Here is a 26,497-nt window from a genome sequence, read left to right on the forward strand (position 1 = left end):
CATGGCAGGCCCGCTCGACGGTGTGCGGATCCTGGACCTGACCTCGAACTTCATGGGGCCGTACGCGTCCCTGTTGCTCGCGGATCTCGGCGCCGACGTCGCGAAGGTGGAGTCCCCGGAAGGCGACACCACCCGCGGCGTCGGCCCGCGGCGCAATCCCGGGATGGCCGCGATTTTCCTGCACCTCAACCGGAACAAGCGCAGCCTCGTGCTCGACCTGAAGCATCCGGACGGCCGCGACGCACTCGTCCGCATGATGCGCTCGGCCGACGTCCTGCTGCACAGCCTGCGCCCGGCGGCGATGCGACGGCTCGGACTGTCCTATGCGGACGCTCGCGAGATCAATCCGCGGCTGGTGTACTGCGGCTGCTTCGGGTTCGGCCAGAACGGTCCTTACGCGGCCAAACCGGCTTACGACGACCTGATCCAGGCGGCGGTGGGCATGCCGGTGGTGCAGAGCCGCGGACAGGGCGAACCCGCGTACGTCGCGACCGCGATCGCGGACCGGGTGGTCGGCATGGCGACCTCGTCGGCGGTCACCGCCGCGTTGTACTACCGGGAACGCACCGGGCACGGGCAGGAGGTGCAGGTGCCGATGTTCGAGACGTTCGCGCATTTCGCGATGGGCGACCACCTCTACGGGCACACCTTCGTGCCGCCGATCGGGGACTGGGGCTACGCGCGGATGCTGAACGCGGACCGCCGCCCGTATCGGACTCTCGACGGCTACCTGGGCGTCAACATCTACACCACCCGCCATTGGCAGCGGTTCTTCACCGCGGTCGGCCGGGCGGATTTGGCGGAGGACCCGAGGTTCGCCGACATCCACGGCCGGACCGAAAACATCGGCGAGCTGTACGCGTTCCTGGCCGAGGTGTTCGCCACCCGGTCCACCGACGAGTGGCTGAAGGTGCTCACCGAGGCGGACATCCCGGTCATCCGGATGAACACGCCGGAGACGCTGCTGAGCGATCCGCACATGAGCGACATCGGGTTCTTCGCCGAGCAGGACCATCCCTCGGAGGGACGGCTGCGCACCATCGGCATTCCGCAGCAGTGGAGCGAAAGCGCTCCTGAGCTGCGGTACCCCGCGCCGCGGCTGGGCGAGCACTCGGCGGAGCTGCTGGGGGAGTTCGGGTTCGGCGAGGACGAGATCGGTGCGCTGGCCGCCTCGGGCGCTGCCGGGATCGGAGTGCGCGATGACGCGTGAGCTTCCCCTGAGCGGAATCGTCGTGGTGGAGTTGAGCGACAGCGCGTCGGCGCCGTTCGCGGGCAAGATCCTGGCCGAACTCGGCGCCGAGGTGTGGAAGGTCGAGCGGCCGACCGGCGACTCCGCGCGCGGCTGGGGTCCGAGCGCGTGGAAGGGCGACGGGGCGGCGTTCCACGCGCTCAACCGGGGTCGCCGTTACCTGCGCGTCGACATCAAGGACCGCGAGCAGCTGGCGACGCTGCACCGGCTCATCGCCGAGCGGGCCGACGTGTTCCTGCACAACCTGCGGCCCGGCAGCGCGGCGAAGTACGGCCTAGACGCGGAAAGCCTGCGGGTGACCAAGCCGGAGCTGGTGCACTGTGAGATCGGCGCGTTCGGCAAGGCCGGGCCGCTGCGCGAACTGCCCGGCTACGACCCGCTGATGCAGGCGTTCTCCGGGATCATGGACATCACCGGGGAGCACGACGGCGGACCGGTGCGCGCCGGGGTGTCCATCGTGGACTTCGGCACCGGCATGTGGGCGGTGATCGGCATCCTGGCCGCGCTGCATCGCAGGCACGTCAAGCACACCGGGGCCGCGGTGGACGCGTCGCTGCTGGAGACGGCGATCGCGTGGAATTCCGTCGGCATCGCCGGGTACGGGGCGGACGGCTACCCCGGCAGCAGGCACGGGTCCGGCGTGGCGTTCATCGTCCCGCACCGCGCGTTCGCGGCCTCGGACGGCGCGTTGATCATCAGCTGCGCTAACGACGCGCTGTTCGCCCGGTTGTCCTCGGCGCTCGGGCACGCGGAATGGGGGGCCGACCCGCGGTTCGCGACGAACGCCGCCCGGCTGGAGAACCGCGCCGATATCGACCGGCTGATCGGCGAGCGCATCGCGAGCGGCACCCGCGCGCAGTGGCAAGACCGGCTGCAGGCGGCCGGGATCCCGTGCGCGCCGGTGCAGACGACCCCGGAGCTGGTCAGCCACGAGCAGACCCGGGAACTCGGCATCATCGGCACCGCCGACGAGGGCGAGATCGGCGTGGTCGGGCTGCCGCTGTCGTTCGACGGCAGGCGCCCGCCGCCGCTGCCCGCGGTCCGCCCGATCGGCGCGGACAACGACCTGCTCGGCTCGGTGCTGCCGACCCGGGCCTGAACCCGTCCCCGGACAGAAGTGGAAAGTGTCATGGCTGCGCCGTATTCGGAAAAGCAGTGGAGCGCGATCGAGTCGGCACCCGCGAGCGAGGCTCGGGCGGTGCAGGAAGACCGGTTGCGGGAGCAGTTGGCGTATGTGGCCGCGCGCAGCGTGTTCTACCAGGAGAAGTTCGCGGGAATCGACCTGGCGAAGGTGCGGACGGTCGAGGACCTGGCCTCCTTGCCTTTCACGGAGAAGCAGGAGCTGCGCGAGAGCCTGGCCGCGGCACCGCCGCTGGGGGCGCACGTGGCGGCGAGCCCGGACGAGATCGTGCAGATCCAGGCCTCCTCGGGGACCACGGGCAGCCCGTCGTATGTCGGGCTGACCCGCGGCGACATCGAAACGTGGTGCGAGCTGGGCGCGCGGGCGCTGTACGCGAACGGGTTCCGGCCGGGCGACCGGCTGCTGCACGCGTTCGGGATGAGCAAGGGGTTCGTCGGCGGGCTGCCGGTGGTGCAGATCCTGCAGCACATGGGAATCGTGGACATCCCGATCGGTGCCGAGGCGGGTGCCGAGCGGCTGCTGCGGGTGCAAGCGGACCAACGGCCGAACGCGCTCATCGGGACGCCGTACTTCCTCGCCTATCTCGCCGAGCAGGCCCCGTCGATCGTCGGCCTGGACGCCCGCGACCTGGGCGTTCGGGCGATCAGCGTCGGCGGCGAACCCGGCGGCGGGCTGCCCGCGGTGCGCGAGAGGCTGGAATCGCTGTGGGGTGCGACCTCGCGCGAGATGCTCGGCGGCACCGACATCGCGTGCACCTACTGGGGCGAATGCGAGGCCGCGAACGGGATGCATTTCCTGTCGCCGGACCTGATGGTCGCCGAGCTGATCAACCCGGACACCGGCGAGCAGATCGCTCCGGTCGAGGGCGCGCAGGGCGAACTGGTGTACACCGCGCTGCGGCGGCAGGCGTCGCCGCTGGTGCGGTTCCGGACTCGGGACCACGTGATCGTCACCGGGACCGACTGCGCGTGCGGGCGGACCGGGTACACGGTGCGGTGCATCGGCCGGACCGACGACATGCTGATCGTGCGCGGGATCAACGTGTTCCCGTCGGCGATCAAGCAACTGGTGGCGGAGCTGGCCCCGGTCACCACCGGGGAGATGCGGATCCGCGCGGACTTCGAGGGGCATTCGACGCAGAAGCCGCTGCCGCTCGTGGTCGAGCACGCGGCCGGGCTGGCTTCGGAGGAACAGGCTGATCTCCGGACGTCCCTGGAGACCCGGATCCGGTCCGCGCTGAACGTGAAAACAGCCGTCACGCTGGTCCCGGACGGCACTTTGAAGCGTCCTGACCACGTGAAAGTCAACCTCGTGGAACGGGTGCCCGCGCAGCCGGCGTGATAGAGGTAAAGCGTGAGCGCGTTCAACAGGCTGCACCTGATCCGGCAGGTCGACCTCCTGACCCTGCGGCTGTTCCTGTCCGCGGTCGAGGAGAAGCAGATCGGGCTGGCCGCGATCCGGGAGAACGTCTCGGCGTCGACGGCGACGAAACGGATCCACGATCTGGAGGCCATCGCCGGCATCGAACTGCTCGACCGGGGCCCGCGCGGCGTGCTGCCGACGCCCGCGGGTGCGGTGCTGGCGCGGCACGTGCGGAAGATCTTCGGCAGTCTCGAGGACATCCGGTCGGAAATCGCGGCGTTCACCGAGGGAATGCAAGGAGACCTGACGATCGCGTCGGCCCGGTCGATCTTCGCGCCGTTTCTCGCCCGGGAACTCGGTGAATTCTACCGGCAATACCCCCAGGTCCGGTTGATCGTCCACGAAATCGAAAACAAGGAAATCCTGCAAGAGATCGCGCGCGGCGAAGCGGACCTCGGCGTCTTCGCCGCCGCGCACGAGCTCGACCTGACCGGTGTCGACGTCACGCCGTACCGCCGCGACCGGATCGTGGTGGCGCTGCCGCGCGGGCACCGGTTCGCCGACCGGCTGAGCGTGACGTTCGCGGAGCTGCTGCCGGAACCCCTGATCGCGGTGGGCCCGATGGCGGGCGCGTTCCGGGCCGCGGCGCGCCGGCTGGGCGAGGAGTTCGAACCGGCGTTCAGCGTGCGCAGCGGCGAGGTCGCGCTGAGCTTGGTCCAGGCCGGGCTCGGGGTCGCGGCGCAGCCGGAATGCATGGTGCCGCGGGAATTCCTCGACCGGGTCGCGGTGGTCGAACTCGCCGAACCGTGGGCGGAGCGCAAGATCCACCTCGCGACCGCCGCGGGCCGCCGTCCGGGACCGGCGTGCCGGGCGCTGATCGAGCAGCTGCTGGACCGGCCCGTCGACGAACCCCCGCTGGCGACCTCGTGAGTGCCGCCGGTGAGAACCGGCAGCACTCACGAGAGCCGCGGGGACGCCCGGTTTCCGCTCCTCGAATTCCCGCTTCGGAGATTCCGAATTGATTCCGGCGGTGTGCGCCGCCTAACCTCGAAACCGGTGGCGGAAATCTCAGGCAGCCGCATTTCTCAGAGTGCAGTGAGCGCTGTTCCGTGCTGCCGGAAAAAGGAGGCAGAAAACGATGAACGCACATCGGGGTGCGGTGGTCGGGTGCTGACCCGCGGAGCGGTGCTGCGGGAAACGCCGGGCAGGTACGAGGTCGTGGAGCTGGAGGTCGAGGACCCGCGACAGGGCGAGCTGCGGGTGCAGATGGTCGCGAGCGGCCTGTGCCACTCCGACGACCACTTCGCCACCGGCGACCAGACCCCGCCGATCCTGCCGTTCGCAGGCGGGCACGAAGGCGCCGGAATCGTCGAAGCGGTCGGGCCCGGCACACCGGGATACGCCGAGGGCGACCACGTCGTGTTCTCGTTCCTCCCGGTCTGCGGCCGCTGCCGGTTCTGCGCCCGCGGCCTGCAGAACCTCTGCAACCTCGGTGCCTCGCTGGGCACCGGCGCGCGGCCGGACGATCCGACGTCGTTCCGGCTGTCGCTCGACGGGCGGCCGGTCGGCCAGATGGCCGGTCTCTCGACCTATTGCGAGCACACCACCGTCTCCACCGCGTCGGTGATCAAGATCGACCCGGACATCCCGCTCGACGTCGCGTGCCTGACCGGCTGCGGCGTCGGCACCGGATGGGGCGCCGCGGTCAACTCGGCGGCGGTCCGGCCCGGGCACGTCGTGATCGTGATGGGCATCGGCGGCATCGGGATCAACGCCGTCCAGGGTGCCGCGCACGCCGGTGCGGCCGCGGTGATCGCGGTGGATCCTGTTGCGTTCAAACGGGAATCCGCGCTGAAGCTCGGCGCGACCCACGCGGTCGCGGACATGGCCGAGGCCACCGAACTGGCGCGCTCGATGACCAACGGGCAGGGCGCCGACTCGGCGATTGTCACCGTCGGCATCGTGACCGGGAGGCATCTCGGCCAGGGACTCGAAGCGGTCCGCAAGGCGGGCACGTGCGTCGCGGTCGGGCTGGGGGAGAGCTTCGTCCGCGACGGCGATTTCAACCTGCACGAGCTGGTCCTCTACCAAAAACGCCTGCAGGGTTCCCTGTTCGGCGCGAGTTCCCCGACCGCGGACATCCCGGCGCAGCTGGAGATGTACCGCCAGGGCGTGCTGAAGCTCGACGAACTGATCACCACCCGCTACGCCCTCGACGACGTCGCCGCCGGGTTCGACGACCTGAAAGCGGGCCGCAACATCCGCGGCGTCATCGTCCACTCCGCCTGACGACCGAAAGGACAACGATGTCCGCACAAGTTTCGCCCCGGGAAACGATCTCCGTCGGCGACATCAGCATCACCTACCTGCCCGACGGCGAGGCCAGCGTCTCGGAGACCGCGCTGTTCCCGGCTGGCACCCCGGAGCTGTGGAACGCGCACCGGGAACTCTTCGACGCCGACGGCAAGCTCCTGCTCTCCCTCGGCACGTTCCTGATCCGGACGGGCGACCGCAAGATCCTCGTCGACCTAGGATTCGGCGACCACACAGTCGACTTCCCCGCCGCGGACGGCGTCTTCCGCTCTGGTCGGCTGCTCACCAGCCTCCGCGAGGAAGGCCTGGCTCCCGAAGACATTGACACGGTTTTCTACACGCACCTGCACATCGACCACGTCGGCTGGACCGCGCAGAACGACGCCCTCACCTTCGGCAATGCCCGCCATCTCGTCGGCGAAGGCGAAGTCGAGTACTGGCAGGCCCTCGGCGACAACCCGCTGGCTGCGGTCGGCCCCGACCCGGACGGCGTGCTGGCTCCGCTCGAAGGACGGATCGACGCGGTTTCGGACGGCAACGTCATCGCGCCCGGCGTCTCGGTCGTCGCGACGCCCGGGCACACCCCGGGGCACTGTTCGCTGGTCGTTTCGTCCGGGCAGAGCCGCGCGTTGATCCTCGGCGACGTGCTGCACTGCCCGGTGCAGCTCACCGACAACGAGGTCTCGCTGGTCTTCGAGGTGGACGCCGAACTGGGCAAACAGACTCGCGCCCGGATCATGGACGAGCTGGAAGGCGATCCCAACGCTGTTGCCGCGCAATGTCATCTCACCGGCTCGGCGTTCGGCCGCGTGCTGCGGGGCCGAACGCGCCGGACCTGGACCTCGCTCACCTCCCAGGGCGTCTCGTGACGATGCCCGCCGAGTACTTCGAGATCGACTCGGCCGCGGTCGGTGCCCGGTTCGCGGTGAGCGTCTTCTTGCCGCGCGGTTACGAGCGCGGCGGGAATTGGCCGCTGGTGTACGCCACGGACGGCAACATCGTCGGGCCGCTCACCGAAGGCCTGCGCGGCGCGCTCACCGACCGGCAGCAAGCGCGCCCGGTCGAGCCGTATGTCCAGGTGAACGTCGGCTATATCGCGGAAGACGCGCCAAACCAGCTGGTCTTGCGCAACCGCGACCTGGTTCCCCCGGGCGAGGGCGTGCCGGACTTCATGCACGCGCACATCCGAAACCGGCTCGGCGTTGAATCGGGCGCGGTGCCGGAATCGGTGTGCGACGACTTCTTCGCGCAGCAGAAGAACGCTCGCGCGGACAACTTCCTCGCGTTCCTGGAGACCGAACTGCATCCGGAGATCAAGTCCCGGTACCGGTTCCGCTCCGACGATGTCGGACTGTTCGGCTACTCCTACGGCGGTCTGTTCACCCTGTTCGCCTTGACCTCGGGTTCCGCCCTCTTCACCCGGTTCGGCGCCAGCAGCCCGGGAGTGGTCGTGCCGGACAGCCGCATCTACGAACGCTACGGCAACCTCCGCAGGCTGCCCGGGGAAACGTTCCTGCACCTGACCGTCAACGCGTACGAAATGCTCGGCCCCAGCAAGTTCTACCGGCACCTGGCCATCGAGTTCCTGCGCTTCCTCGACGTGGTGACCGAGCGCCCGCTGCCGGGTCTGCGAGTCAGCACCGAGCTGATCCCGGGCGAATCGCACAGCACCGGGATGGCTGACGCGTACCGGAGTTTCCTTCGTGCCTGCTACCCCGGAGGTGCTTCATGAAGACGACCGCCGCGTTGCTGTGGGAAGCGCCGGGCACGTGGGACGTGCGCGAGGTGGACCTGGATCCGCCCAAGGCGGGCGAAGTCCTCGTGCAGATGATGGCGTCCGGCCTGTGCCACTCCGACGACCACTTCGCCCAGGGCGACATCCCGTTCCATTCCTATCCGGCCTGCGGCGGCCACGAGGGAGCGGGCATTGTCCGCGAAGTCGGGCCGGGCGTCACCCGGGTCGTGCCGGGCGACCACATCGTCACGTCGTTTATCCCGGCGTGCGGGCACTGCCGGATGTGCGTGGCCGGGCGGCAGAACCTGTGCGACAACGGGGCGCTGATCACCGTCGGCACCCAGCTCGACGGCACGTTCCGGATGCACGCGGACGGTCGCGGGGTCGCGCAGAACGCGTGCCTCTCCACGTTCTCCGAATGGACTGTCATCCCCGAGGTGTCCGCGACGCCGATCCGCCGCGACATCCCGTTCGAGGTCGCCGCGATCGTCGGGTGCGCGGTGCCGACCGGCTGGGGCTCCGCGGTGCGCGCGGCCGGGATCGACGCCGGGGACGTAGTGATCGTGATGGGCACCGGCGGGATCGGGATGAACGCGGTGCAGGGCGCGCGCTACGTCGGGGCCGAGCACGTCCTCGCGGTCGACCCGGTGGCGATGAAACGCGAACTGGCGCTGAAACTCGGGGCCACGCAAGCATTTGCGGACATCGGCGAGGCGGCTGAAGTGGCTCGCTCGCTCACCAACGGCCAAGGCGCGGACTCGGCGATCGTGTGCGTGGGTGTGCTCGCCACGGAACATCTCGCACAGGCATACGCGGCTGTCCGCAAGGGCGGCACCCTCGTGGTGACCAGCGCGGCGAAGCACGACCTCACCGGGATTCCGGTGCCGTTGCTCGAATTCACCATGTCGGAAAAGCGGATCCAGGGCGCGCTCTACGGAATGGGCGGCCCGGCCCGGGAGATCCCGCTCATGCTGGATCTCTACCGGAACGGCTCGCTGAAACTGGAGGAACTGATCACCCGGACCTACGACCTGGAACAGGTCAACGAAGCGTACGCGGACCTGCACAACGGGCTGAACGTGCGCGCAGTGGTGAGTTTCGCGAACCGGCACGGAGGATCCTGATGACCACGTTGGACGGAAAAGTCGCCCTGATCACCGGTGGCACCGGTGGGATCGGCCTGGGCGTGGCGCGTCGGCTGGCCGCAGCCGGGGCGACAGTCGTGCTGAACGGCCGGGACGAACGCAAGGCCGAAGCAGTGCTGGCAGAGCTGGACGGCAAAGGCCATTTCGTGGCGGGCGATGTCCGGTCCGTGAAGGACATGGCCGCGGTGGCCGCCGAAACGGCCGAGCGGTTCGGCGGCATCGACATCGTCGTGCCCAGCGCGGGCGGCAACGACGACGAGGCCCGCACCACCGCGGTGCGCGGGCCGTTCGCGGACATCGACCTGGAACGCGTCACCGCGTTCATCGGTTCGGCGGTCGCGGCGAAGCTCAACGTCGTGCAGGCGGCCGTGCCGTACCTGCGGGCGCGCGGCGGCGGCAGCGTCGTCTTCGTGACGTCGGAAGGCGGCCGGGTCCCGACGCCCGGCCAGACCGCCATCGCCACCTTCTCCGGCGGCTTGATCATGGCGAGCAAGGTCCTGTCGAAAGAGCTTGCCCGCGACCGGATCCGGGTGAACTGCGTCTGCGTCACGGTGGTCCGCGACTCTCCATCGTGGACTGCCGCCTTCGAATCGGAAGACGCGGTGAGCGACCGGCACCGCAGGCAGTACGAGAAGATCATCGAACGCAGCCCGCTCGGCGTCGCGGCTCCCGACGACATCGGCGACGTCGTCGCGTTTCTGGCTTCCGGAGAGTCCCGGTACCTCACCGGCCTGGTCGCCAGCCCGACCGGCGGCCTCACCGTCCACTGAGGAGGTCCCGTGATGCTGCCGGACGCGCTGAGCGGGCGCTGGTACAACTCGCGGACGTTCGATCCGGACGATCCGTGGGCCGATTTCGCCCCGCGCAGCGCGGCGGTGGTGCTGGTCGACCTGATCAACTGGCAGGCGCACCGCGACGGGTTCAGCGCACGGGTGGCCTCCGGGGACTACAAGACCGCACGGTGCGAGAACGTCGTGGTCCCAGCACTGTCGCGGGTGCTGGCCGCGGCCCGGGAGGCGGGCGCGGCGATCGTCCATTCGAGACTGGCCAGCCGGGCTGCCGATTGCGCGGACATCGTGCCGGCGTTGCGGGCGTATGTGCGGGAGGCGGAGGCGTGGGAAGGAAACTGGGCCGCCGAACCTCTCGACGGCCTTCACTCGCCCGGCGACCTGGTGGTCACGAAGTCCGGCTCGGGAGCGTTCGGCAGCTCGGATCTCGACCAGGTGCTGCGGAACCTCGGCGTGCGGACGGTGCTTTACGCCGGGGTGGTGACCGACCGGTGCGTCCTGCTCACCGCCGCGGCCGGGTTCGATCTCGGCTATCAGCAGTACCTGCTGACCGACTGCACGGCCGCCTCGACCGCCGGGGACCAGGCCGCGGCGGAGCGGCTGATCGGCGGGTACCTGGCGCGGCCGGTCGCCGCGGCCGAGGCGGTCAGGGCGTTCGAGGCGGGCTGACGGACGGGTCCGCGGCGGGTTCCGCGTGGGTCTTGGCCCAGCTGGCGAGGAGAAGGAGGGCGTCGTGGGCGGTGTGGTCGCCGGGCGGGGCGAGGTAGCTGTAGAGGCTGAGCCCGTCGGTGCCCGGGATGGCGAGCCCTTCGTAGTGCAGGGTCAGGTCGCCGACCACCGGATGGCGGAACTGCTTCTCGCCGCGGTCGTGGGTCCGGACGTCGTGGCGGGCCCAGCGGGTCTTGAACTCGTCGCTGCGGGTGGCCAGTTCGCCGATCAGTTCGGTGAGTTTCCGGTGGTACGGCGCGCGTCCGGCCTCGGCGCGCAGCAGGCAGACCGCGTAGTCGGCGATCAGGCCCCAGTCCGGGAAGAACCCGGCCGAGCGGTCGTCGAAGAACACGTACCGGGCGAGGTTGGGCGTGCCGGGGGAACGGTCGTAGACGTCCGAGTACAGCGCGCGGCCGAGATCGTTGGCCGCGACGAGGTCGAGCCGGCCGTTCTGCACCAGCATGGGCAGGTCGGGCGTGCGGTCGAGCATCAGCAGCACGCCGTCCGGGACGCGGTCGGGGGCGCGCCGGGCGCCGGTGCGGGGCCGGGAGCGGGCGAGGCCGAACAGATGCGCCGTCTCGACGTCGTTCAGCAGCAGTGCCCGGGAGAGCGCGTAGAGCACCTCGTCGGAGATGTCGCCGGCGCGGCCGCGTTCGATCTGGACGTAGTAGTCCGGGCTGACCCCGGCCAGCGTCGCGACCTCCTCGCGCCGGAGCCCGGGCACCCGGCGGCGTCCGGACGAGGGCAGCCCGACCTGGTCAGGCGTCACTTTCGCCCGGCGGGAGACCAGGAACTCCTTGAGATCCGCCGCCACGCTCATCCTCCACACGGTAGGCGGTCCGGCCGGTCCGGGGGAGGGGACGACAGCACCCCCCGCCCCGGCGGCGGGTCAGAGGTTCTCGCGGTAGAACGGCACGAGCCGCTCCAGCGCGATCTTCACCGGCTCCGGCTTGTCGTAGAGGTCGTAGTGCGACCAGCCCTCGGCGACCACGAGTTCCTTCTTCTCCGACCGGGCGCGGCGGACGATCTCCAGGCCGTCCCGGTAGGACCCGAACGCGCCCGGCTTGTCGCCGACGACGACCATCAGCGGCTGGGTCAGCAACACCTCGGCGCGGTTGAACGCGTCCCAGCCGACCGCGGTCGCCTGGTGCGAGAACAGCGCCCGGTTGAGCCCGTGCGGCTTGCGGCCGCGGTCGCTGCGGTAGTACTCGGTGGCCTCGGCGACGTCGATCTCGGTCAAGCCCAGCTCCTGGGCCTTCTCCGGCGACGGCGGCAGCAGGTCGTCCACGCGCAGTTCCGCGCCGCGGGCTTCGGCGGTGCGCTGCGCGGCCATCGCCTCCAGGGCGGCGATCGGGTCGTAGTTCGTGAACGACTCGTGCATCAGCCGTCCGTAGTTCGCGCCCGCGACGGTGCCGAGCGCCTTGATCCGGCGTTCGGTCATGGTCGCGTTCACCGAGTAGCCGCCCGCGCCGCAGATCCCCAGCACGCCGATCCGGTCCTCGTCCACATAGGACTGGGCGACCAGGTAGTCGATGACGTAGCTGAAGTCCTGCACGCGCAGCGTCGGGTCTTCGATGAACCGCGGCTCGCCGCCGCTGGCGCCCTGGAAGCTGGCGTCGAAGGCGACCGCCACAAAACCTTCGTCGGCGAGCGCCGTTCCGTAGACGTTGCCGGAGGTCTGCTCCTTGCAGCTGCCGATCGGGTGCGCGGTGATGACGACGGGGTACTTCTTGGTTTCGTCGAACTCCGGCGGGAAGTACACGTCCGCCGCGATGTCCCAGTAGAGCGCTTTCACGCTGACTTGCTCGATCTTGCTCGGCACAGTCTCTCTCGCTTCCTCGGTCGGTTCCCTTCGGTGCTTCCCACGCTAGGAAGGCCGGCGACGTCGAGGCAGGGGCTGAGAGCACCCCCCCTGTGCACCCGCCGTCTGGCCTACCGTCGGAGTCGGGGCCGAATCCGCCGAACACCAAGGAGGCTTCGGCCTCCGGCCGGCGAACTCACCTTTTCGCGAAAGGGGTCATCATGACCAAAGTCCTCGTGCTCGGCGCGTCCGGGCAGATCGCGTCCTGGGCTGTCGGCATGCTCGCCGACCAGGGCACGACGCTCACCCTCTTCGCCCGCAGCAGGGCCCGCATCAGAGAGGTGCCGAATGGATCGACCGTCATCGAGGGCGACGTGAACGACCGGACCGCACTGGCGGAGGCCGTTCGCGGACAGGACGTTGTCTACGCGAATCTCGCCGGAGGCATCGACCGTCAGGCGAGGGCCATTGTCGAGGCCATGGAGGCCGAGGGCGTCAAGCGGCTGGTCTTCGTCACGGCGCTCGGCATCTACCACGAGGTGCCTGGCGAGTTCGGCCGCTGGAACCGCGAGACGATCGGCGCGTCCACGCTCGACACTTACGCGGCGGCATCCGACGCGATCGAGGCCTCCCGGCTGGACTACACGGTGCTGCGCCCGGCCTGGCTCTCCGACGCCGACGAGGTCGCTTACGAGGTGACCCAGCGGGACGAGCCGTTCAAGGGCACCACCGTGTCCCGCAAGAGCGTCGCCGCGGTTGTCGCCGACCTCGTCGCGCATCCGGAGAAGCACGTGCGGGAGAACCTGGGCGTGAACAAGCCCGGCACCGACGGGGACCGACTCGTCTGGTAGCGGCCGCGCTCCGTGCGATGAGGCCGAATCCGTTGCCGCTGCGGGGGAATCCGCCGCGATGGCCGGGCGCGAACGGCTGACGGGCTCCGGCGCGGCGCTCGCCCGCGCGGTCGGCCGTGGCTCGCTGCCTCTGGCGAGCAAGGTAGTTAGGCAACTGATAGTATGGCGGCTATGGATGAGTTGCTGGGCAAGAGGCAAGGGTTGCTGTTGCGTCGCCTCGGCGGCAACGACGCGCGGCTCGCGATGGGAGTGCTGGCGGTCGCACGTCGGATCGACGACAGCTACAACGAGCTGCTGGCCGAGCACGACCTGTCGGGCGGTCGGTTCGCGGCGCTGCTGGCGATCAGCGAGACGCGCGGGATCACTCCGGCCCGGCTGTCCGAGGAGCTCGAGGTCAAGCGGGCGACCGTCACCGGCCTGGTCGACGGGCTCGTCAAGCGAGGCCTGGTTGTGCGGGGCGGCGACGAGGCCGACCGGCGGGTTCAGACGTTGACGGCGACTTCGGACGGAGAGCGCCGGGTCCAGGTCGTTCTGCCGCTGGTGGAGCAGTGGCTCGGCGGGTTGATCTCCGGCGTCGATCGCGAGACGGCTTGGCCGCTGCTGTCGCGCATCCACCGAAACCTCGGCTCGAACGGGGACAGCTGATCTCCGCCGCGACGGCCGACCCATCAGTTTTCTAGAGAAAGCGTTGTCTGCCATGGACTGGGCTGCTCTCCGGGACGCCGCGCGTCGCGGCATGCGACCGGGCAAACCCTTGCAGGAACCCCGCAAGCTGCTGCGCGTGGCGATCGGGATGCTGGTCGCGGCGATCGTCGGCTACCTCCTGCCCGACCCGGGGGAGCAGCTGCTGGTCACGGTCGGCGCGTTCCTGGCCACGATCGCCGCGGTCATGCCGCACAACCGGTCCCGGATCGTCGCGACGGCGGTGACCTGTCTCGCGCAGATCGCCGCCGCGGCCCTCGGGGTGCTTCTCGGCGGGAACTGGGCGGTCGCGCTGCCGCTCGTTTTCGTCCTGTTCCTGGTCGCCGGGCTGCTGCGGGCCGTGGCGCTCAGCCTCAGCATCCGGATGACGGTGGTCACCATCGTGTTCCTGGCGTTCGCCGAGATCGCCCCGGCGAGCGCCGGCGGCGCGGTCGGGTTCTTCTCCCTCGGGTTCGCGATCATGTTCCTCGCGCAGCTGCTGCCGCCCTACGGGGCCCGGCACTCGTCGCAGCGCCGCGCCGTCGCGGGCCTGTATCTCGCCATCGCCACCGGCGAGTCGGAGGATTCTGCCTTGCTGGCGGCCGAACGGAGCCTGGCGCTGCTGCGCCGCCGGAGCCACCGCGAGCTCGACCGGCTCGCGCAGCTCGTCGAACGCGGCGAGGAGATCGGCCAGCAGATGCGCGCGCTCGGCAATCGGACGGACACCGCGTCGGCTCGCTGGCGTGCGGCCGCTTGCGACCAGCTCAGGACGGTCGCTTCGGCGATCTCCCGGCCGCGCGAGGGCAGCTCTCTCGCCGCCGCCTCGTGGCCGCACCAGCCGGGCGACGGCCTCGAACTCGCCCTGTCCCGTGCGGTCGGCACGTCCACCCGCTTGGCCGCCGTCGGGGAAGTACCCCCGGCCTCGGACCAGCGACGCGCGCCGAGTTCGCTCGAACTGCTGCGGGACGAGCTGCGCTGGGGTTCCCCGATCCTGCACCACGCAGTGCGGCTGGCTGTCGTGTGCGTCATCGCGCAGGTCGTCGGCATGGCCGCGGGCAGTTGGCTGGGACGTGATGCTTTCCTTGCCGGGCATGGCTTCTGGGTGGTCGTCGCCGCGGCGCTGATCGTGTTCCCGGACTACGGTTCCACGTTCTCCCGCGGCATCGGCCGCACCATCGGCACCGTCGCCGGCGCGGCGTTCGGAGTCGCGCTCTCTTTCCTGCCCGCGATCCCGGTCCTGCACGCCGCCGTGCTCCTGCTGCTGTTCTACGGCTACCTCGCGTTCCGCAGCTGCGGCCAGCCGTTCACCATGTTCTGGGTGGTCGCCTGGATCGGTTCCCTGACACCAGGACCGCTGGGCGCGACCACGCGCGGTCTCGACACGATCATCGGCTGCGTGCTCGCGTTCGCCGCCTATCTCGTCGCGCCCACCTGGCAGCGCCGGCTGCTCACCGAGCGCCTCACCGAGTGGGCCGACGCTGCCGCCCGGCAGATCGACGCGCTGGTCCTCCTCTGGACGGCGGACGACGAGCCGCACCGGCTCGCCGGCGCACACAGCACCGTCCGCGCACGACTGACCGGGCTGGAGTTCACCGCCGCGGCCCGCAGCGCGCGTGACGAGCCCCGCGACCGGCGCGGACGCTGGCCGAACGACACCCTCGCCCCGGCCATCGACGCTGTGACGAGCGTGCGCCGCCAGATCGCGGCGCTTTCCGCGCTCGCTCCACTTTGGAACGACGACGAACGCGCAGCCGTCTGCGCTCAGGTCGAGATGCTCTCCCGCGTCCTCGACGCCGTCGCGCAGGCTCCCGAGTTTTCCGCTCTGCACAGCAACACCGGCAGCGCGCAAGGGCCGGCCGTTTCGGCGGACACCGCTGCGGCGCTTGATCTTCTCCGCGATGCCGGTGCTGCCGTGGAGAAGATCACCGCGGCGCAGAGCCCGGTCGGCGCGCGATAACCGGCTCGCCCGCGTTCGCGGCGGGCACCCCCGGCGTCGACACCTGGTGTCGGCGGCTGGGACGACGAACTTATCCGATGCCGGAAGGCAGGAGAGGAAGCAAAACAATGCCTGACAACTTGTGGCAGGGCCGCTACGACAGCCTGTTCATCGGCGGCGACTGGGTCGCCCCGTCCACCGACGAGAAGCTGAACGTGATTTCCCCGTATACCGAAGAGATCATCGCGACGGTGCCCATGGGCGTCGAGGCCGACGTCGACCGCGCCGTGGCCGCGGCCCGCGAGGCGTTCGACAAGGGCCCCTGGCCGCGGATGTCGCTGTCCGAGCGCTCGGAGGTCATGCGCAGACTCAGTGCGGAGATGCAGGCGAATGAGCGGGTGATGGCCGAACTGGTCTCCGCGGAGATGGGCACGGCGATCCAGCACTCGGTCCCCATCCAAGCGCAACGACCCCGGCTGATCGTCGATCAGATGATCGAGCTCGCCCAGAGCTACCCGTTCGAGGAAATCCGCGAGGCGCCCTCCGGCCGTGCGCTCGTGCACCGTCGGCCCACCGGGGTGCTCGGCGCGATCGTCCCGTGGAACGCGCCGCACTTGATCACCATCATGAAGCTCGCGCCGGCTCTGCTGGCCGGATGCACCGTGGTGGTCAAGTCCGCGCCCGACGCGCCGCTGAACCAGTACCTTTTCGCGGAGATGGCGCAGAAGGCAGGTCTGCCCGCGGGCGTGCTGAACATCGTGTCGGGGGATCGCCCAGCCAGCGAGCACCTGGTCTCGCACCCCGGGGCCGACACGATCTCCTTCACCGGATCGACCGGCGTGGGCAAGAGCATCGCCGCGGTGTGCGCGGGCCTGCTGCGCCCGGTCACCCTCGAACTCGGCGGCAAGTCCGCGGCCGTGCTGCTCGACGACGTCGACGTGGAATCGACCGTCGACACGGTCATGCACGCTGCGCTGCGCAGCAACGGCGAGGTCTGCACCGCCAAAACAAGGATCATCCTCCCCAGGGCCGTTTCCGGGCGGTTCGTCGACGCGCTGGCCGCGAGGATCCGCGCACTGAAGATCGGGGACCCGCTCGACCCGACTGTCTACTTCGGACCGCTCGTGAGCTCTCTGCATCGCGACCGCGTGGAGGGCATGATCGCCACGGCCGTGCGGGAAGGCGCCGTCCCGGTCGTCGGCGGCGGCCGGCCGAAGGGGCTGGACAAGGGCTGGTTCGTCGAGCCGACCGTTTTCGCCGGCGTCTCCCCGTCGATGAACATCGCCCAGGAGGAGGTGTTCGGTCCGGTGATCTCGGTGCTCGAGTACGACACCGAGGAAGAGGCGCTGGCGATCGCCAACGATTCCCGCTACGGCCTCAGCGGCGCGGTGCACTCCGCCGACCCGATGCGCGCCACGCGTTTCGCGGCTCGCATGGAGACCGGCATGACGGAAGTCAACGGGCTCCCGGCCGGGCTCGCCGCGCCGTTCGGCGGCGTCAAGGACAGCGGGCTCGGGTACGAGCTCGGCCCCGAGGGCTTCGACGAGTTCGTCGAGATCAACAGCATCGGCATCCCCGCGGATCTCGACTGGCCCGTTCGCTGATTCCGCTCGCTCGATTCGTGGCCCCGGAACGCAGGACAAGAAATCAGGAGAAACCATGAAAGCGGCAGTGCTGCTCGAGGTGGGCAAGCCCCTCGAGATCCGCGACATCGACCTGGCCGCGCCTCTGGCCCACGAGGTCGTGGTCGACGTCAAAGCCAGCGGCTTGTGCCACAGCGACCTGTACACCATGAAGACGGACTTCGGCTGGCCGGTGCCGCTGGTGCTCGGCCACGAGGTTGCCGGGGTCGTGTCCTCGGTCGGACAGGACGTCACTGACGTGGCGGTCGGCGATCACGTCGTGGCCAACCTGATCTCCAGTTGCGGCCGCTGCGCGAACTGCCTGCGCGGCGTGCCCACCAACTGCACGGACCCCGGCGCGATCCGCCGCGGCCCCGGCGAGAAGCCGCGCTACTCGATGCACGGCGTCCCGGTCAGCCAGATCGGTGACATCGGCGGCTTCGCCGAGCAGATCCTGGTGCACGAACGCAACCTCGTCCCAATCGACCGCACCATCCCCTTCGACCGTGCCGCGCTGCTCGGCTGCGGCGTGATCACCGGCGTCGGAGCCGTGAAGAACGCCGCGGGCGTGCGGTTCGGCGACTCCGTCGCCGTGATCGGCTGCGGCGGGGTCGGCCTGAACGTCGTGCAGGGAGCCGCGATCTCCGGGGCCAGCCACGTGGTCGCGATCGACCTGCAGCCCGCGAAGCTCGAGCTCGCACGCAGGTTCGGCGCGACCGATGTCGTCGACCCGGCGGAAGAAGCCGATCTCCCCGCCCGCGTGCGGAAAATCGTCGGCAAAGCCGGTGTCGACTACGCCTTCGAAGTCATCGGCCTGCCGCAGACCGTCCAGCAGGCGATCGACATCACCGACACCGGAGGCTCGACCTACGTGGTCGGCAAAATGAAGCCGGGAACCTCGGCCGCGCTCACCGCCGCCGACCTGCTGCGCGGCAACAAGAAGCTCAGCGGAGTCTTCATGGGCGCGACGGTCGCGGGCGTCGACATCCCGCTGTATTCCAAGCTGTACCAGCAGGGCCGGTTGAACCTCGACGACCTCGTCTCCGAGACGATCTCGCTCGATCGGATCAACGAGGGGTACGCGAAGCTGGAGAAGGGCGAGATCGCGCGCAGCGTCGTCGTCTTCGACTGAGGCGCGGCATGACCGCTTCCGGGACGTCGAGTGCGCGTGGGACGCGGGCGTAGCGCGGTTCGTCGGCTCCGAGGAAAGCCTTGCGCGCCGGGGAACAGGTGGTCTTCGGGGAATCGGATTCCGTCGCTGGACCTACGACGGCCGCGGGAATTCTCAGGTGGCTGTGTCCGGTTCCGCGGCGTCGTTTCTCCGCACGATTTCCGAGGCGAGGTCGTGAAGTTTCCGGGACTGGTTGCGTGCGTGGCTGCGCAAGTGGACAAAAGCTTCGTCGGTGGAGGCGTGCAGGCGCTCCGCGAGAACTCCTTTGGCTTGTTCGATCACGATCCGGCTGTCCAAGGCGGTTTGCAGGTGGCTGATGACGCTGTCCTTTTCGTGCATGGCCCGCTGTAGCCGCAGGGAGGCGGCAGCGGTCGTGGCCAAGGACTGCGCCAGGCGGATGTCGTGCGGCCTCGGCACCGGCGATGCGGTGTTCATCAGGCTGAGCGCGCCGTAGCTGTGGTCGCGAGTGCGCAGCGGCACGGCGGCGACGGCGTTGATGCCGTCGCGCAGGGCGAGCGGGGCGAAGCGAGGCCAGCGCGGGGAGGTGCTGTTGTGCCGCAGCAGCACCAGGGGCAGTGCGCGACCGCTGTGGGCGCTGTCGAGGGACGGCCCTTCCCCGAGATCGAACTGGGCCCGCTCGAGCCGTCGGCTTTTCTCGTCAGACGCGGCGAGGTGGTCCGGCTCCCCGGTGATGCCCATTACTGTGGCGCCTGCCGCTTGCACGGGCAGCAGCGCGACCACATGCGTGACGAGGTCGCGGAGCAGATCGAGGGGGTTGGCGTCGTCGCGGTCGACGAGGTCGCGCATCGCTTGGGCGATGAGGAGTTCTCGTGGGGTAGTAGGCATCGAGTCCGCTCAGTCCGTGGGTTCTGAATTCGACGGAGCGGGGTCTGGACGCCGTCTCGTGCGTACGCGGGTTGATCCAGGAGAATTGCATGTCGCTGGCAGGTTGCGCCGTGCTGCCTCGGTTTCGGTCGCCTGCCGGAAGGTCCGCGGGGCGCGGACCCTCCGCACGATGCGTCGTCAAAGGTAGCGCGATTCCTGACTGCGGGGAATGCTTCTTGCCGGTCGTGTCGGGCCCGGGCGCACCGCACCGCGGATGCCGATGTCAGTCCTCAAGGAGCTCTTGGCCGCGGCGGCTGTCCGCGACGATTGCGCGGGCGAAAGTGCCGATGGGGATTTCGCGGGCGAACGCCGCCGCGCGGATTCGGGTGCCTGCCTCTTCGGCAGTGATGTGCAGGCGGGCTGACAGCATGCCGGCGGCGTGGTGCACGTCGTCGTAACCGGTGGTCTGGGCTGCCTCGTCGAGCAGGCGGTCGTCGCTGACAAGCATCACGGCGGCGATCCGGGCCAGGCGGCAGGCATCTGCCACCACCGGCTCGGACGGTGCGCCACGGCGGCGGCGGTAGAAGGTCAGCACGCCCATGCGCAGGGGGGCCGGCAGGGGGAGGGCGAGCACGGAGGCGACGCCGATCCGGTCGGCGGCGTGGGTGAAACCGGGCCACTGCCCGGTCGCGGCGAGGTCGGGGACGATGACGGCCCGCTGCTGGGCGAAGGCGGTGATTCCCGGGCCGTCGCCAGTGGTGTACTGCAGTTCTTCGGCGTGCCGGGCCCAGAGGTTGCTGGCGGAGAGAACCCGGGTGGCGCCAGCGGGGGTGTACAGCGTCAGCACGATCGTCTCCAGCTTGGGTACCAGCCGCAGGACGGTCGTGCACACGGCGTCCGAGCACGTCGTTCCCGGTTCTCCGTTTTCGACCCCGCTGATCACGCGCCACCACAGCTCTTTGCTCCGTTCGCCGGAGCGCTGGGGCTCGTCCGACGGCAGACCGGCCTCGCCGGTCTGCCGTCGGACCGCGGGGGGAGCGAGTGCTTCGGACAACTCCGCGTACGCCTTGAGCCCGGTGCCGGGGCAGGCGACGACGCGGAGAACAGTGCCCGGCCGGGCACGCTCTCGCAGCAGGGTGAGGGTGTCGAGGCCGTGCGAATCCAGGAACTCCACTTCGGTGAGGTCCAGCACCAGTACCCGGGGATGGGTTAGCAGTACCGAGGCTGTTGTCTCCCGTAGTTGTGCGGCGGTGGTCAGGTCGAGCACGCCGGCGGCGTGCACCACTGTCACGCCGGCACGGCGGTCGACGGACACCGAGAAACTCAGCGCCGCCGCCACGCCGTGCGGGTCCCTGTCTGTCATAGCGTCCCTCCCGCGTGGCCGCCGCAGCGTCCGGGAGCTCCGGCCGAGCCGGGGCACCACGATCGAGCAGTTCGCGGTGCGGGCAGCCGAGGACTATTTCACGGGTTGTCGCGGAATGCCGCTAGCAGCGAGAACGAAGCGCGGCGGCGTAAGCGAACCTGTGGCGGATCAGTCGCCGCGCAGGGTCTGGGAGGGGGATTCGCCGTAGGCGGCGCGGTAGTGGGCGGCGAACATGCTCGGCCGCGCGTAGCCCCAGCGTGCCGCGACCTGGGTGACCGTGGTCTTTCCGGACACGGCGGTCCACAGTTCGGTGCGGGCGTGGTCGAGACGGATCCGCCGGAGGTACGCCATCGGAGTCGTGCCGAGGTGACGGCGGAAGGCCAGTTGCACCGCGCGGACGGAGACCCGCGCCGCCCACGCGATGTCGGCGGGGTCGATGTCGCGGTCGGCGTGGGTTTCCATGAACGCGATCGCGCGGCGCAAGGTCCGCGGGTGCGCGTCGGACCGGGCGCTGCCCTCGTGCTCGGCCGACGTGGTGTTCGGGAAGGCGTTCAGCACGGACGCGGCGAGATAGTTCGACGCGGCGGACACCGCCAGGAGATTGCCGCTGACCGCCGGGGCACTGAGGACTTCGTCGCGCAGATGGGCGATCGCGGTCCGCAGATGCCGGGCGGCACCGGCGTTGTGCGGACGGTGCGCGAGAAGCCGGACTGGTTGCCTGGCTCCGGCGAGGTGCCCGAGCAGAGCGGGGTCGAGCGTGGTGACGGTGTAGCGCCCTTGTGCGGCTCGGCCGGCGAAGGGCCGATCCGGTGGCGCGACACAGAACAGTTCGCCGGAGCCGAACTTCTCCGGCTCTCGCCAGCCCGCGACGCGGTGTTCCGTTTCGCCGGAATCGACGGCGCACAGGCAGATCCTGCCCAACGGGCCGGCGTCGTAGGTCGTCTCGAAGGCCAGTTCGATCCGGCCGACGCTCACCGCGTCGGCGACGAGGTGGGTGATGCGCGCACTCGACCGGCCGGAGGTGCTGCCGATCCGCAGCGGAGCGTGGGAAGCGCTCAGGAATTCTTCGGTACGGCCGAGATCGGTGCTGTCCAGCTCCAGACAGGTGACCACGGCCTTCGGTCGCGGCCCCGCGCCGGAATCGGCCAGGGCGCGTTCCACCGTGGCGAATCTCGGCACGGCCGCATCCGGGTCGGCCGCGTCCAGGACCGCTTTCGCCGCGCCGCCGAGCGACCGGGACACCAGCGCACAGCGGACGCCCCGTTCGATGCTGGCGCGGGCGAACGCGATCACGGCGCGGGCGGTGCGCACTGTCAGGACGTCAACGCCGCGCAAATCGAGCGCGATCAGCGCCGACGGTGCGTTTTCCGCACTGACGGCGAGCAACCGGTGAATCACGTCCGCCGTCGGCGCATCGCCGAGGGACAACGACAGCACCAGAGCAGGGCCGACCCGTCTGGCAGCGATTCCCGGCTGCTCCATGGTCTTTTCCGTCTCGCCTTCGCTTTTCCGTTCCCGCACGACGTGTCGCCGGCGGCCCGGCTGACGATCCTCCCCGCGACAGCGGCTGTCCATCGCGCGGCGTCGGAGGCTTGGTTTCGTCGGTACCCTTCATTCGTCGCTGCCTCGTCGAAGGCAGGCGAGGACGGAGGCGGCTGATGCGCGGGGCGGCCAGGCGCGCGGTGAGCGACTCGATGGTCGATCTCGACGGCGAGCTCGCCGGGCTGATCGCGGGCAAGGCGTGGGAAGAAACTCCGCTGGGACCGCTGCGCGAGTGGCCGGCGGGGCTGCGCGCCGCGGTCGGGCTCATGCTGCGGTCGGATTTTCCCATGTTCCTGTGCTGGGGCGAGGATTTGCGGTTCCTGTACAACGACGCCTACATCCCGGTGCTGTCGACCAAGCACCCGTGGGCGCTCGGCGAACCGTTCGAGGTGGTGTGGACCGAGGCGTGGCCGCGGGTCGAGCCGATGGTGGAAGGGGTGTTGCAAGGCCGCGCGTCCTACGTCGAAGACTTCCCGCTGATGCTGGAGCGCAACGGTTTTCGCGAGGAAACCTATTTCACCATGTCCTACAGCCCGCTCGGGGCGGAGGAGGCGCCGGGCCTGTTCTGCGCCTGCACCGAGACCTCCGGGCAGGTCGTCGGATCGCGGCGGATGGCGCTCCTGCGCGCGCTGGCGGAACAGTCGACACTGGAGCTGGGCACCGAAGACGAGGCGTGCGCGGCGGCGGTGCGGCTGCTGTCGAAGAGCCGTGCCGACGTCCCCTTCGCCTTGGCGTACTTGATGAACGCCGACGGGACCTCGGCCAGGCTGGCGGCGTCGCTGGGCGTGCGGCCGGGCAGTGCGCTGGCCCCGCTGGCGGCCGGTCCCGGGAACGCCGAGTTGTGGTCCGCGCTGAGCGGCGGGCAGGAGTCGGCCTGGCAGGGGCTCGCGGCGCGTTGTCCGGGCAGCCAGGTCGCGGAGTCCGGCGGCACGGAAGAAGAGGCCGACGAGGCGCTCGTGCTGCCCGTGACCGGCGGCGCCGATCATCCGGTCGGCGCCCTGGTGCTCGGCCTGAGCCCGCATCTGCGGCCGACCGAGGACTACCGCGCGTTCCATCGGCTGGTCGCGACCCAGCTGTCCGGGGCGATCGCCGAGGTCCGGGCCTACGAGGCCGAACACCGGCGAGCCGAGGAGCTGGCCGAGCTCGACCGCGCGAAGACCACCTTTTTCTCCAACATCAGCCACGAGTTCCGCACGCCGCTGACGCTGATGATGGGCCCGGTCGCGGAACTGCGCACGGCCGTCGACACCGGCTCCGTCGAGCCCGCGCGGTGGCAGGCCGAGCTGGACGTGGTGCACCGCAACGGGGTGCGGCTGGGCAAGCTGGTCTCGACGCTGCTGGACTTCTCCCGCATCCAGGCCGGGCGCATGCAGGCCGCGTTCGAACCGGTCGACCTGGCCGTCGTGACGGCCGAACTCGCGGGGGTCTTCCGGTCCGCGATGGAGCGCGCGGGCCTCGGCTACGCCGTCGAGTGCGATTCCTCGACCGGACCGGTCCACGTCGACCGCGAGATGTGGGAGAAGATCGTCCTCAACCTGCTGTCCAACGCATTGAAATACACGTTGTCCGGCAGCGTCTCGGTGGCCTTGGGCCGGTCCGGCGACGCGGCGGAGCTGCGGGTGGCCGACACCGGCATCGGAGTGCCGCCGGAGGAACTGCCGCGGCTGTTCGAACGGTTCCACCGTTCGGTCACCGCCCGGGCGCGGTCGGTCGAGGGCACCGGGATCGGCCTGGCCTTGGTCCGGGAGCTCGTCGAGCTGCACGGCGGGACCATCACGGTGGACAGCGCCGTCGACGCGGGTACCACGTTCGCCGTGCGCATCCCGTTGGGCCACAAGCATTTGCCCGCGGACCACGTGCGGGCGGCAAGCACGTCGACCGAACCCCAGGCGGCCGAGCCGTTCCTGACCGAGGTGTGGAGCTGGCTGCGCGGCCCGCACGGCAACTCCGCCCCGGACACGGAGCCGGACGCTCCCCGGCCCTCCGGCGGAGGCCGGGTGCTGGTCGTGGACGACAACGCCGACATGCGGGAGTACCTCTACCGGCTGTTGTCCCCGGAGTTCGCCGTGCAGGCGGTCGGCGACGGCTCGACCGCGCTGGCGCTGGCCCGGTCCGACCCGCCCGACCTGGTGCTCTCCGACATCATGATGCCGGGCGCGGACGGCATGGAGCTGCTGGCGGCACTGCGGGCCGAGCCGGGCACAGCGAACGTCCCGGTAGTGCTGCTCTCGGCACGGGCCGGTCAGGAGGCCGCGGTCGGCGGCCTGGCCGCCGGTGCCGACGACTACCTGGTGAAGCCGTTCTCCAGCCGCGAACTGCTGGCCCGGGTCCGTGCGCACCTCGACCTGACCCGCACCCGGGCGGTGGAGTCGCGGCGCATGCGCGAGCTGGCGCAGGCCGTGGCCGACATCAACGACGCGCGCACCGCCCAGGACGCGATGGACCGCCTCGCGCTCGCGGCCCGCGAGCTGATCGGCGCCCACCAGGCGATCGCCCGGCTGGTCGCCGACGACTGGGAGGGCGGCCCGGTGGACAGCTGGTCGTTCTCGGAGAAGTACGCGGCGTGGTACGGCCACCGGCTGCGTCCGGGCCGCGGCTGGGCAGAAGCGCTGGTCGGACGCGAGGACACCGTGGTGCGGTTGACGCAGCCCGAGCTCGAAGCGCATCCGGCGTGGCGCCACCGATCCGGCGAGGAGGACGGTCAGCCGCCGATGCGCGTCGTCCTCGTCGCCGCGTTGACTGCCGATGACGGGCGCGATCTCGGCCTCGTGCGGCTCTCGGACCGCTACGCCGGGGAGTTCACCGCCGACGACGCGGCCATCGTGCGGCAGCTGGCCGAAATCGCCTCCGCGGTCTTGGAGAAGATCCAGCTGCTGCGCAGGCAGACCGACGTCGCGGTCACCTTGCAGCGGTCGATCCTCGGTCCGACGGCGCTCCCCGAGGGGTTCGCGGTGCACTACTCGCCGGCCGCGAGCGCCCTGGAGGTCGGCGGGGACTGGTACGACGTCATCACCTTGCCCGACGGCAGCTACGGGGTGGTCGTCGGCGACGTCGTCGGCCACGGACTGTCCGCCGCCGCCGTGATGGGCCAGTTGCGCAGTGCGGCCCGAGCGCTGCTCACCGAGGGAAACAGCCCGGCCAGGGTACTTACCGCGCTCGACGCGTTCGCCGCGCTCGTGCCCGGTGCCCGGTGCGCGACGGTGTTCTGCGCCGTCGTCGACGCGGGCGGCACGGTGCGCTACAGCAGCGCGGGGCATCCGTGGGCGCTCGTCGACGACGGGACCGGGCACGTTGTGCTGAACGGCGCGCAGTCGGCGCCGCTGGCGGTCCGGCGCGTCTGCCATCGCCGCCAGGCCCAGGTCGCCCTGCCGCCCGGGGCCACGTTGCTCGCCTACACCGACGGACTGATCGAGCGCCCCGGCGAACTCCTGACCGAGGGCGTCGAGCGGGCCGCGCGCGTGCTCGCGGAACATCGCGACGCGAGCCCGGCGGAGCTGGCGGGCCTGGTCGCCGAGCGGCTCCTCGACGATGATCGCGACGACGACGTGGCGTTCCTCGTCTACCGCTCGCCTTCCGGCTCGGCCGAACCGTTTTCGGCGAGGCTCTCCGCGGACACCGCTCAGCTCAGCGAATTGTGCGAGAAGCTGCGCGGCTGGCTGCGTGCCGGCCGAGTGGATCCGGCAACCGCGGACCAGGTGCTGGTCGCCGTCGGCGAGGTCGTCACCAACGCGGTCGAGCACGGCCCGGCCCCGGAGCACAGGCGGCCGGTCGCCGTCGCGGCGGAACGGAGCCCGGACCGGATCGTCGTCACCGTGAGCGACGGAGGGCGGTGGGCAGGCCGGAATCCGGCGGAGAAACGCGGGAGAGGGCTGGTCATCGCCGAGGCCATGGTCGACGAGCTGACCATCGACACTTCCGGCGCGGGCACCGCCGTTCGCCTGATGAAGGAGACACGTCCATGACGCTGCGCTTCACGACCACAGTGCAGGGCGACGTCGCCACGCTCGCGGTCAGCGGGCAGATCGACGCCGCCACCGCGAGCGAGTTCCGCCGCGCTGTCGCCAGCGCGTCCGACGAGGCCCCGCAGCTGACCATCGACCTGACCGCGGTGGACTATCTGCTCAGCGCCGGGGTGAGCGTGCTCTACGAGTTCGTGGACCAGCAGCCGCAGCTGGTGATCCGGGCGGACGGCATCGTCGCCCAGGTCCTGTCCGTCGCCGGGCTCGACGAGGCCTTTTCCGTCCGAACCACCTGATGCCCTGAG

The 26,497-nt window shown here is 70.3% G+C and carries 22 protein-coding genes; 17 read left to right on the forward strand and 5 right to left on the reverse strand.

The window, feature by feature from the left end:
• Position 1 precedes the first annotated feature (1 nt).
• The 10 genes from ABZX37_RS19025 (at position 2) to ABZX37_RS19070 (ending at position 10,402) form a co-directional block, all read left to right on the forward strand.
• Complete coding sequence (locus ABZX37_RS19025; protein ID WP_354741116.1) at positions 2–1,210, forward strand: CoA transferase; 1,209 nt, start codon at positions 2–4, stop codon at positions 1,208–1,210.
• On the forward strand, positions 1,200–2,348 hold the full coding sequence (locus ABZX37_RS19030; RefSeq protein ID WP_354741118.1) for a CoA transferase: 1,149 nt from the start codon (positions 1,200–1,202) through the stop codon (positions 2,346–2,348). The genes ABZX37_RS19025 and ABZX37_RS19030 overlap by 11 nt, the downstream gene beginning before the upstream one ends.
• 30 nt (positions 2,349–2,378) lie before the next feature.
• Positions 2,379–3,731 (forward strand): AMP-binding protein, encoded by a 1,353-nt coding sequence (locus ABZX37_RS19035; RefSeq protein ID WP_354741120.1) that lies wholly within the window; start codon positions 2,379–2,381, stop codon positions 3,729–3,731.
• Between the two features lie 12 nt (positions 3,732–3,743).
• Positions 3,744–4,682, forward strand: coding sequence for a LysR family transcriptional regulator (locus ABZX37_RS19040; protein WP_354741122.1), 939 nt, complete (start codon positions 3,744–3,746; stop codon positions 4,680–4,682).
• 237 nt (positions 4,683–4,919) lie between these two features.
• Positions 4,920–6,041 carry an NDMA-dependent alcohol dehydrogenase gene (locus ABZX37_RS19045; protein ID WP_354741123.1) on the forward strand — a complete coding sequence of 374 codons (1,122 nt, stop codon included), beginning with the start codon at positions 4,920–4,922 and terminating at the stop codon, positions 6,039–6,041.
• 17 nt (positions 6,042–6,058) lie between these two features.
• The gene (locus ABZX37_RS19050) at positions 6,059–6,934 is read left to right on the forward strand and encodes an MBL fold metallo-hydrolase (RefSeq protein ID WP_354741124.1); all 876 of its coding nucleotides are present in this window, start codon (positions 6,059–6,061) and stop codon (positions 6,932–6,934) included.
• Between the two features lie 2 nt (positions 6,935–6,936).
• Positions 6,937–7,797, forward strand: coding sequence for an alpha/beta hydrolase-fold protein (locus ABZX37_RS19055; protein WP_354741186.1), 861 nt, complete (start codon positions 6,937–6,939; stop codon positions 7,795–7,797).
• The gene (locus ABZX37_RS19060) at positions 7,794–8,924 is read left to right on the forward strand and encodes an NDMA-dependent alcohol dehydrogenase (protein WP_354741125.1); all 1,131 of its coding nucleotides are present in this window, start codon (positions 7,794–7,796) and stop codon (positions 8,922–8,924) included. Before ABZX37_RS19055 ends, ABZX37_RS19060 begins: the two co-directional genes overlap by 4 nt.
• Positions 8,924–9,715 carry an SDR family oxidoreductase gene (locus tag ABZX37_RS19065; protein WP_354741126.1) on the forward strand — a complete coding sequence of 264 codons (792 nt, stop codon included), beginning with the start codon at positions 8,924–8,926 and terminating at the stop codon, positions 9,713–9,715. The genes ABZX37_RS19060 and ABZX37_RS19065 overlap by 1 nt, the downstream gene beginning before the upstream one ends.
• Positions 9,716–9,727: 12 nt before the next feature.
• Positions 9,728–10,402, forward strand: a complete 675-nt coding sequence (locus ABZX37_RS19070; RefSeq protein ID WP_354741188.1) for a cysteine hydrolase — start codon at positions 9,728–9,730, stop codon at positions 10,400–10,402.
• Here the strand turns inward: ABZX37_RS19070 and ABZX37_RS19075 are convergent.
• Both ABZX37_RS19075 and ABZX37_RS19080 read right to left on the reverse strand, forming a co-directional pair.
• Positions 10,380–11,261 carry a helix-turn-helix domain-containing protein gene (locus ABZX37_RS19075; protein ID WP_354741128.1) on the reverse strand — a complete coding sequence of 294 codons (882 nt, stop codon included), beginning with the start codon at positions 11,259–11,261 and terminating at the stop codon, positions 10,380–10,382. The two genes, ABZX37_RS19070 and ABZX37_RS19075, sit on opposite strands and share 23 nt — an antisense overlap.
• Before the next feature lie 69 nt (positions 11,262–11,330).
• Positions 11,331–12,263 carry an alpha/beta hydrolase gene (locus ABZX37_RS19080; protein WP_354741130.1) on the reverse strand — a complete coding sequence of 311 codons (933 nt, stop codon included), beginning with the start codon at positions 12,261–12,263 and terminating at the stop codon, positions 11,331–11,333.
• A 200-nt stretch (positions 12,264–12,463) separates the two neighbouring features.
• On the opposite strand from ABZX37_RS19080, the gene ABZX37_RS19085 reads away from it, so the two are divergent.
• From ABZX37_RS19085 to ABZX37_RS19105, 5 genes are all read left to right on the forward strand, one after another.
• The gene (locus ABZX37_RS19085; protein WP_354741132.1) at positions 12,464–13,093 is read left to right on the forward strand and encodes an NAD(P)H-binding protein; all 630 of its coding nucleotides are present in this window, start codon (positions 12,464–12,466) and stop codon (positions 13,091–13,093) included.
• Positions 13,094–13,264: 171 nt separating this feature from the next.
• Positions 13,265–13,738 carry a MarR family transcriptional regulator gene (locus tag ABZX37_RS19090; protein ID WP_354741134.1) on the forward strand — a complete coding sequence of 158 codons (474 nt, stop codon included), beginning with the start codon at positions 13,265–13,267 and terminating at the stop codon, positions 13,736–13,738.
• A 52-nt stretch (positions 13,739–13,790) separates the two neighbouring features.
• On the forward strand, positions 13,791–15,731 hold the full coding sequence (locus ABZX37_RS19095; protein ID WP_354741136.1) for an FUSC family protein: 1,941 nt from the start codon (positions 13,791–13,793) through the stop codon (positions 15,729–15,731).
• Positions 15,732–15,838: 107 nt separating this feature from the next.
• Positions 15,839–17,314, forward strand: coding sequence for an aldehyde dehydrogenase (locus ABZX37_RS19100; RefSeq protein ID WP_354741138.1), 1,476 nt, complete (start codon positions 15,839–15,841; stop codon positions 17,312–17,314).
• Between the two features lie 55 nt (positions 17,315–17,369).
• The gene (locus ABZX37_RS19105; protein ID WP_354741140.1) at positions 17,370–18,464 is read left to right on the forward strand and encodes a Zn-dependent alcohol dehydrogenase; all 1,095 of its coding nucleotides are present in this window, start codon (positions 17,370–17,372) and stop codon (positions 18,462–18,464) included.
• A gap of 153 nt (positions 18,465–18,617) precedes the next feature.
• Here ABZX37_RS19105 and ABZX37_RS19110 read toward each other — a convergent pair whose 3' ends face one another.
• The 3 genes from ABZX37_RS19110 to ABZX37_RS19120 form a co-directional block, all read right to left on the reverse strand.
• Positions 18,618–19,349 (reverse strand): GAF and ANTAR domain-containing protein, encoded by a 732-nt coding sequence (locus tag ABZX37_RS19110; RefSeq protein WP_354741141.1) that lies wholly within the window; start codon positions 19,347–19,349, stop codon positions 18,618–18,620.
• Between the two features lie 262 nt (positions 19,350–19,611).
• Complete coding sequence (locus ABZX37_RS19115) at positions 19,612–20,691, reverse strand: STAS domain-containing protein (protein WP_354741142.1); 1,080 nt, start codon at positions 20,689–20,691, stop codon at positions 19,612–19,614.
• A 168-nt stretch (positions 20,692–20,859) separates the two neighbouring features.
• Positions 20,860–22,173: a helix-turn-helix domain-containing protein gene (locus tag ABZX37_RS19120; RefSeq protein ID WP_354741144.1), complete on the reverse strand. Its 1,314-nt coding sequence runs from the start codon at positions 22,171–22,173 to the stop codon at positions 20,860–20,862.
• Positions 22,174–22,349: 176 nt separating this feature from the next.
• On the opposite strand from ABZX37_RS19120, the gene ABZX37_RS19125 reads away from it, so the two are divergent.
• Together ABZX37_RS19125 and ABZX37_RS19130 are read left to right on the forward strand one after the other, a co-directional pair.
• A complete protein-coding gene (locus ABZX37_RS19125; RefSeq protein WP_354741146.1) occupies positions 22,350–26,195 on the forward strand; it encodes a SpoIIE family protein phosphatase in 3,846 nt (1,281 codons plus the stop codon).
• Complete coding sequence (locus tag ABZX37_RS19130; RefSeq protein ID WP_354741148.1) at positions 26,192–26,488, forward strand: STAS domain-containing protein; 297 nt, start codon at positions 26,192–26,194, stop codon at positions 26,486–26,488. Before ABZX37_RS19125 ends, ABZX37_RS19130 begins: the two co-directional genes overlap by 4 nt.
• Positions 26,489–26,497 lie beyond the last annotated feature (9 nt).

This window comes from Amycolatopsis sp. NPDC004079, assembly GCF_040610415.1.
In the GTDB taxonomy this organism is placed as follows: domain Bacteria; phylum Actinomycetota; class Actinomycetes; order Mycobacteriales; family Pseudonocardiaceae; genus Amycolatopsis; species Amycolatopsis halotolerans.

What these genes read in the sequence shown, in the direction of transcription:
- ABZX37_RS19025 (WP_354741116.1), top strand. Translation starts at nt 2, where the DNA reads ATGGCAGGCCCGCTCGACGGTGTGCGGATCCTGGACCTGACCTCGAAC.
- ABZX37_RS19030 (WP_354741118.1), top strand. Translation starts at nt 1,200, where the DNA reads ATGACGCGTGAGCTTCCCCTGAGCGGAATCGTCGTGGTGGAGTTGAGC.
- ABZX37_RS19035 (WP_354741120.1), top strand. Translation starts at nt 2,379, where the DNA reads ATGGCTGCGCCGTATTCGGAAAAGCAGTGGAGCGCGATCGAGTCGGCA.
- ABZX37_RS19050 (WP_354741124.1), top strand. Translation starts at nt 6,059, where the DNA reads ATGTCCGCACAAGTTTCGCCCCGGGAAACGATCTCCGTCGGCGACATC.
- ABZX37_RS19055 (WP_354741186.1), top strand. Translation starts at nt 6,937, where the DNA reads ATGCCCGCCGAGTACTTCGAGATCGACTCGGCCGCGGTCGGTGCCCGG.
- ABZX37_RS19060 (WP_354741125.1), top strand. Translation starts at nt 7,794, where the DNA reads ATGAAGACGACCGCCGCGTTGCTGTGGGAAGCGCCGGGCACGTGGGAC.
- ABZX37_RS19065 (WP_354741126.1), top strand. Translation starts at nt 8,924, where the DNA reads ATGACCACGTTGGACGGAAAAGTCGCCCTGATCACCGGTGGCACCGGT.
- ABZX37_RS19070 (WP_354741188.1), top strand. Translation starts at nt 9,728, where the DNA reads ATGCTGCCGGACGCGCTGAGCGGGCGCTGGTACAACTCGCGGACGTTC.
- ABZX37_RS19075 (WP_354741128.1), bottom strand. Translation starts at nt 11,261, where the DNA reads ATGAGCGTGGCGGCGGATCTCAAGGAGTTCCTGGTCTCCCGCCGGGCG.
- ABZX37_RS19085 (WP_354741132.1), top strand. Translation starts at nt 12,464, where the DNA reads ATGACCAAAGTCCTCGTGCTCGGCGCGTCCGGGCAGATCGCGTCCTGG.
- ABZX37_RS19090 (WP_354741134.1), top strand. Translation starts at nt 13,265, where the DNA reads ATGGATGAGTTGCTGGGCAAGAGGCAAGGGTTGCTGTTGCGTCGCCTC.
- ABZX37_RS19095 (WP_354741136.1), top strand. Translation starts at nt 13,791, where the DNA reads ATGGACTGGGCTGCTCTCCGGGACGCCGCGCGTCGCGGCATGCGACCG.
- ABZX37_RS19100 (WP_354741138.1), top strand. Translation starts at nt 15,839, where the DNA reads ATGCCTGACAACTTGTGGCAGGGCCGCTACGACAGCCTGTTCATCGGC.
- ABZX37_RS19105 (WP_354741140.1), top strand. Translation starts at nt 17,370, where the DNA reads ATGAAAGCGGCAGTGCTGCTCGAGGTGGGCAAGCCCCTCGAGATCCGC.
- ABZX37_RS19110 (WP_354741141.1), bottom strand. Translation starts at nt 19,349, where the DNA reads ATGCCTACTACCCCACGAGAACTCCTCATCGCCCAAGCGATGCGCGAC.
- ABZX37_RS19115 (WP_354741142.1), bottom strand. Translation starts at nt 20,691, where the DNA reads ATGACAGACAGGGACCCGCACGGCGTGGCGGCGGCGCTGAGTTTCTCG.
- ABZX37_RS19120 (WP_354741144.1), bottom strand. Translation starts at nt 22,173, where the DNA reads ATGGAGCAGCCGGGAATCGCTGCCAGACGGGTCGGCCCTGCTCTGGTG.
- ABZX37_RS19125 (WP_354741146.1), top strand. Translation starts at nt 22,350, where the DNA reads ATGCGCGGGGCGGCCAGGCGCGCGGTGAGCGACTCGATGGTCGATCTC.
- ABZX37_RS19130 (WP_354741148.1), top strand. Translation starts at nt 26,192, where the DNA reads ATGACGCTGCGCTTCACGACCACAGTGCAGGGCGACGTCGCCACGCTC.